The organism is Mesorhizobium sp. M8A.F.Ca.ET.021.01.1.1 (genome assembly GCF_003998025.1).
Lineage (GTDB): Bacteria > Pseudomonadota > Alphaproteobacteria > Rhizobiales > Rhizobiaceae > Mesorhizobium.
Genome location: NZ_RZSJ01000329.1, coordinates 1 through 6,714, shown reverse-complemented (window position 1 = coordinate 6,714; position 6,714 = coordinate 1). Strand labels below are relative to the sequence as shown.

Genomic DNA, 6,714 nt, shown 5'->3' with positions numbered 1-6,714 from the left:
TCATCGACCGCAGCACCGCCGGCTTCAGCGGTTTGTTGATCATCGGGATGTCGAGGCCCGCCGCGGCTGCCCGCACCTCGTTGGAGCGGTCGGCCGTGACCAGCACGGCCGGCAGGTCGTCACCGTGCGTCGCCCTCAGCTTGATGATAACGTCGAGACCGGTTTCACGGTCGAGATGGTAGTCGGCAAGCACGATGTCCGGACGTTGGACCGCGACCTTGTCCAGATCCCCCGAGCCGGTCGCCGTGGCGACGTTGCAGCCCCAGCCTTCCAGCAGCAGCCGCATGCCTTCGAGGATACGGATGTCATTGTCGATGCACAGCACATGCAGCCCCGACAGCGAAGCCGCCGCGCGGGCCGGCGCCCGGGTCTCGACCTCGCGTCGCGACTCCTGCGCGGCTGTCACCGGCAGGATGACGGAAAAGCGCGTGCCCTTGCCCGGGTTGGAGAAGATGCGAATCTCGAGCCGCAATACCCTGGCGATGCGGTCGACGATGGAGAGGCCGAGGCCAAGACCTTCGGCTTCGCGGGCGCCTTCGTCCAGCCGGGTGAATTCATGAAAGACAGTGTTCAGCTTGTCGCCGGCAATGCCGATGCCGGTGTCGATGACCTGGATCTCCGCCAATTCGCCACGCCGCCGCACACCGACCAGGATGTGGCCCTGGCGGGTGTATTTGATGGCGTTGGAGACAAGATTCTGGATCAGGCGGCGCAACAGGTTACGGTCCGTCGTCACCGTCAGCGACGACGGCATGATCGTCAGGCCAAGCTTTTTCTCCGCGGCCAGTGGCCGAAAATCATTGCCGATCTGGCGCAGCAGGCCATCAAGGCTGAAGGCGGTGTCGTCCGGTTTCATCGCGCCGGCATCAAGGCGCGAAATGTCGAGCACGGCGCCCAGAATGGTCTCGACCGATTCCAGCGAGGATTCGATGTTGATGGCCGCCTTGCCGGCCGGACCCTTGCCGGCCTTCTCGATCAGCGAGGAACAATAGAGCCGAGCGGCATTCAAGGGCTGCAGGATGTCGTGACCGGCGGCGGCAAGGAAGCGCGTCTTGCCGAGATTGGCCTCCTCGGCGAGCATCTGTGCCTGCGCCAGTTCCTCGTTGACCCGGGTCAATTCCTCGTTGACCCTGGTCAGCTCGATGGTGCGGGTCTTGACGCGCTGTTCCAGCGATTCATTGGCGCGCTTCAGCGCGAGGTCCTGCTCGACGCGTCCGGAGATGTCGGCATAGGTGGCAACGATGCCGCCATCGGGCATCGGGTTGGAGCGCAGCTCGAGGATACGGCCGCTGGTCTTCAGCTCCATCTGCCAGGGGCTGACGAAGCTGGTCAGCCGGTTGAGCATCGCCACGCGCTGGTCGGCGGGGATGTCGCCGCGCTCGGCGAGATGGCGAAGGATCTGGTCGAGCGAAACGCCGACCTGGCCCATCTCGTCGGGCAGGTCGAACAGCGCCCGGTATTGCCTGTTCCAGCAGATCAGCCGGAAATCGCGGTCGAAGACGGTGATGCCTTGCTCCATCTGGTCGAGCGCGATCTGCAGCAGGTCGCGGTTGTGCTGCAGCGCTTCCGTGGGGTCGTCGAGCAGGCGGAAGGCGTCGCGGGATTCGCGGTCGTGGCGGCGAAACAGCAGCGACAGGATCAGCCGCGCCGAGGAGGAGCCGACGGCGCTGGCCAAAAGCTGCTCGGAAAAGCGGATGACGTCCATGCTCGCCTGCTCGTTGCCGTGCAGCGAGGTGCCGTTGCTCTTCTCGAAGGATTGAAAGGAGCGTTCCGTGCGTTCGACGCCGAGATAGCGTGCGATGGTATCCTTGAGGTCGTTGACGGTGATGGCCGTGCGGAAGCGGCGCAGGCTTGGCATCGGGCCGGCTTCGCGCGGCACGAAGATCGATGCCTGGATGCGCTCCAGCGGCACCGACGCGCGCGACAGCGAGCCGAAGACGAAGAACAGCGCGTTGATTGACAGGCTCCACAGCACGCCATGGTTCAGCGGTTCGGCGACGGTGCCGAACAGCGCCTGTGGCCGCAGCGCCTCGAAGCCGAACAGTCCATGCACGATGATGCCGGTATCGGGTGGGACGAGCGACGGCACCAGCAGCGTGTAGCCCCAGACCAGGATGCCGGCGACCATGCCGAGCGCCGCGCCGCGGCCATTGGCGCCGCGCCAGATCAGCCCGCCGACCAGCGCCGGCGCGAATTGCGCGATCGCCGCGAAGGACATCAGGCCGATCGAGGACAGCCGGGCGCTGTTGGTGCTCTCGCGATAGTAGAGAAAGGCGATGAACAAAAGGATGAAGATCGCTCCACGCCGTACATTGAGGATAAGCGTCGACCAGTCCTCGTTTTTGGAAGTGGTCGTCCGCAGCAGCCGGCGCACGAACAGCGGGATGATCAGGTCGTTGGAGATCATGATCGACAGCGCCACGCTCTCGACGATGACCATGGCGGTTGCCGCCGACAGGCCGCCGATGAAAGCGGCCATGGCCAGGAAATCGTGGCCGCTGAACAGCGGCAGTGACAGCACGTAAAGGTCGCTGCTCGTCCTTGTCCCGACCAGCGTCAGGCCGGCAAAGGCGATCGGCAGCACGAACAGGTTGATCGCCACGAGGTAGAGCGGGAACACCCATGTCGCGGTGCGCAGTTCCGCCTCGCTGCGGTTCTCGACGATGGTGACGTAGAACTGCCGCGGCAAGAGGATGATGGCGAAGCCGCTCAGGCAGGTCAGCACCAGCCAGGTGGCGAGCGACGTCGAATAGCCCATTGCCTGCCGTACCTGGCCATTCTGCGCCAGCCGGTCGAACATGTCGCCGGGGCCGCCGAAGATCAGGAAGGTGACCATCAGGCCGATGGCCAGGAAAGCGGCGAGCTTGACCACCGTCTCGACCGCCACCGCCAGCACCAGCCCGTCCTGGTGTTCGGTGGCGTCGGCATGGCGTGTGCCGAACAGGACCGCAAACAGCGCAAGCAGCATGGCGACGACCAGCGAGATGTCGCTGACGAAGGGATCGAAGGAAGGCGGCGAGCCCGTATAATGCTCGACCATCAGGCTGACCGATCCCGAGATCGCCTTCAGTTGCAGGGCTATATAGGGCACGGCGCCGATGGTGGCGATCAGCGTGGCGATGGCGGCCACGGTGAAGCTCTTGCCGTAGCGCGCGCCGAGGAAGTCGGCGACCGAGGTGATCTTCTCGGTCTTGGCCAGCCGCACGATGCGGTTGAGCAATGGAAAGCCGAACACGAACACCAGCACCGGGCCGGTATAGATGCCGAGGAATTCGAGGCCGCGTTCCGAGGAAAGGCCGACCGAGCCGAAGAAGGTCCAGGACGTGCAGTAGATGGCAAGGCTGAGCGCATAGATGAAAGGCCGCGCGCGGCCGGGTCCAGATATCGCCGAGCGGCGGTCGCCCAGGCTGGCGATGGCGAACAGCAGCGTCACATAGGCGATCGCAATGATGACGATGAACAAGCCCTGCACGCCGGCAAGATCCTCCCTGTGCCGATTTTAACCTGGCCGGCCAGACGCAATCACAGCTTGGGCGCCAAGTCCATCACGGCTTTCGGCGCATGCGGGCCATGATTTCCGCGGCTGCCCCGGGGTAAGGAGAAAGCGGTTGCTTTCTTCTTTTAGCCGATGGTGCAACCCAAGGTTTTTGTTATGGTGTCGCCGGGTCGGTGCCGCAGGGATGGGACGGCTGTGCGGCCCGCCATGACAAGGAGGGTCGAATGCTGAAAGAATTCCAGGAATTCATTTCCAAGGGTAACGTGATGGACTTGGCCGTCGGCGTCATCATCGGCGCTGCCTTTTCCAAGATCGTCGATTCCCTGGTCAACGACATCATCATGCCGATTGTCGGCGCGATTTTTGGCGGTTTGGACTTCAACAACTACTTCTTTGGGCTTTCCTCGGCCGTCAACGCCACCTCGCTGGCGGACGCCAAGAAGCAAGGGGCTGTTTTCGCCTATGGCAGCTTCATCACCGTGGTGCTGAATTTCATCATCCTCGCCTTCATCATCTTCCTCATGGTCAAGGCCGTGAACAACATGCGCAGGCGCCTGGAAAAAGAAAAGCCGGCGCCGGCGGCCGCGCCGCCCCCCGCCGATGTACAGCTTCTGACCGAAATCCGCGATTTGCTGGCCAGGCGATAGACGGATACGGTTCTTCTGGACCAAAACCCCGGTCGTTCGCGGCCGGGGTTTTCTGTTTTCGTATCTGGTAAGCAGCCCTTACGAACGCCCGAGACAACGGACCTGCCCAATGACCCTGATCCAGACCCTTCGCCCCGAGGCCCTGGCCGCGCCTGAAAGCGGTATCGTCGCCGTCGTCAACTACGGCAGATTGCGCGAAGGCCTGATCCCGCTCTGGGCCGGCGAGGGCGACCTGCCGACGCCGTCATTCATCACCGATGCCGCGTCGAAGGCGCTGGCCGGCGGCGAGACGTTCTACACCTGGCAGAGGGGCATTCCCGATCTGAGGCAGGCGCTGGGGCGTTACTACGCCAGGCACTTCGGCAAGACCTTCCCCGAGGAGCAATTCATCGTCACCGGCTCCGGCATGCATGCCATCCAGCTGGCGCTCGACGCGCTTGCGGGCGCCGGCGATGAAGTGATCTATCTGTCGCCCGCCTGGCCGAATTTCGACGCCGCCGCCGCGATCGCGGGGGCCGTGCCGGTGCCGGTCACGCTCGACCATTCCGGAAATGGCTGGTCATGCGACGTCGAGAAGATCGCGGCGGCGGTCACACCGCGCACGAAGGCGCTGTTCATCAACACGCCGTCCAATCCGACCGGCTGGACCGCCGACCATGAGACCTTGCGAGCGATCCTCGATCTCGCTCGCGCCAAGGGCCTGTGGATCATCGCCGACGAGATCTATTCGCTGTTTCACTATGGCCACGGCCGCGCGCCGTCGTTCCTCGACATCGCGGAGGCGGAAGACCGCATCCTGTTCGTCAACAGTTTCTCCAAGAACTGGGCGATGACCGGCTGGCGGGTCGGCTGGGTCAAGACGCATCCAAGCCTGCAGCAGGTGTTCGAGAACCTGATCCAGTATTCCAACTCGGGCGTCGCCCAGTTCATGCAGCGCGGCGCGGTCGCGGCGCTCGACGAGGGCGATGCCTTCGTCGCCGAACAGGTGGAGCGGGCGAGAAAGGCCCGCGACCTGGTCTGCGGCATTCTCGGCGAAACCGGCAAGGCGCGGTTCACCGTGCCGCAGGGCGCCTTCTACCTGTTCTTCACGGTCGACGGGATCACCGATTCACGCAGCGCTGCCTTCGACATCGTCGACAAGGCCAATGTCGGCCTGGCACCCGGCACCGCCTTCGGCCCGGGTGGCGAAGCGTTTTTGAGGCTGTGCTTCCACCGGAGGCTGGACCAGCTCGAGGAAGCGGCCCACAGGCTGGCGGGCTGGATGAAGACGGTTTGAGGCTGCTTGCCTTTATCGGTTAGCGTCGCCCCTCATCCGCCTGCCGGCACCTTCTCCCCGTATAGTGACGAGGAGAAGAAGGCTGGCCGCAACGCCGGCGCCTGTTCTGCAACGCTTGCGATTGGCGAAACTCTCCGCGACAGCCTCTTTCTCCCCGTCACTATACGGGGAGAAATGTCCGGCAGGATGAGGGGCAGCGCTGCGGTTCTAATGACGGCGAGAGGGTGACAAAGCTCGCCTTCACCCGCCCGACTTGGGCACCAGCAGCGGAATGATCCGGTCGCTTTTCGCGACGGCCGGCCGTCCCGCCGAACCGTAGGGGATGCCGAGCGCGTCCCAGGTTTCGACCAGCGCGTCCTGAAGTTCGGCGATCAGCGCATCGGAATGGAATGGCGTCGGCGTGATGCGCAGCCGCTCGGTGCCGCGCGGCACGGTCGGGTAGTTGATCGGCTGGATATAGATGCCGTGCACGCCAAGCAGCCGGTCGCTGGCCATCTTGCACAGCTCCGGATCGCCGACCAGAACCGGCACGATGTGGGTCGGCGATTCCATCACCGGCAGGCCGGCGGCGGACAGGATCTGCTTGGTCCGGGTCGCCTGCTGCTGCTGGGCGTCGCGCTCGGCCTGTGAGCGCTTGAGATGACGGATCGACGTGGTGGCCGCGGCGGCGATCGCCGGCGGCAGCGCCGTGGTGAAGATGAAGCCCGGCGCATAGGAGCGCACGGCGTCGATCACCGCGCTGGTGCCGGTGATGTAGCCGCCCAGCGTGCCGAAGGCCTTGGCCAGCGTGCCCTCGATGATGTCGATGCGGTCGGCGAGGCCCTCGCGCTCGGTGATGCCGCCGCCGCGCGGCCCGTACATGCCCACGGCATGGACCTCGTCGATATAGGTCATGGCGTTGTAGCGCTCGGCCAACTCGACGATCTCCTTGATCGGTGCGATGTCGCCATCCATCGAATAGACGCTTTCGAAGACGATCAGCTTGGCACGTTCGCGCCCGGCCGTCTGCAAAAGGCTTTCCAGATGCGCGACGTCATTGTGGCGGAAGATCTTCTTCTCGGCGCCCGAGCGCCGCACGCCTTCGATCATCGAGGCATGGTTCAGCTCGTCCGAGATGATCAGGCAATTGGGCAAAAGCCGTGCGATGGTCGAGATCGAGGCTTCGTTGGAGACGAAACCGGAGGTGAAGACCAGGGCGGCTTCCTTGCCGTGCAGGTCGGCCAGCTCATGCTCGAGTTCGACCAACGGGTTGGACGTGCCGGAAATGTTGCGGGTGCCGCCGGCGCCAGAGCCCA

At 64.3% G+C, this 6,714-nt stretch carries 4 protein-coding genes; 2 read left to right on the top strand and 2 right to left on the bottom strand.

Annotated elements, in window-relative coordinates; translation table 11 throughout:
* On the bottom strand, window positions 1-3,472 hold a 3,472-nt coding region (locus tag EOA36_RS22670), incomplete at its 3' end, for a PAS domain-containing hybrid sensor histidine kinase/response regulator (RefSeq protein WP_145969261.1).
* Between the two features lie 248 nt (window positions 3,473-3,720).
* Between EOA36_RS22670 and mscL the strand changes: the two genes are divergently transcribed.
* Together mscL and EOA36_RS22660 are read left to right on the top strand one after the other, a co-directional pair.
* Window positions 3,721-4,143: a large conductance mechanosensitive channel protein MscL gene (gene mscL / locus EOA36_RS22665; protein ID WP_127279505.1), complete on the top strand. Its 423-nt coding sequence runs from the start codon at window positions 3,721-3,723 to the stop codon at window positions 4,141-4,143.
* Between the two features lie 109 nt (window positions 4,144-4,252).
* Window positions 4,253-5,419: a pyridoxal phosphate-dependent aminotransferase gene (locus EOA36_RS22660; RefSeq protein ID WP_127279504.1), complete on the top strand. Its 1,167-nt coding sequence runs from the start codon at window positions 4,253-4,255 to the stop codon at window positions 5,417-5,419.
* A 240-nt stretch (window positions 5,420-5,659) separates the two neighbouring features.
* Here the strand turns inward: EOA36_RS22660 and hemA are convergent.
* Window positions 5,660-6,714 (bottom strand): 5-aminolevulinate synthase (gene hemA, locus EOA36_RS22650; RefSeq protein ID WP_127279503.1); only part of this gene is annotated, 1,055 nt, incomplete at its 5' end.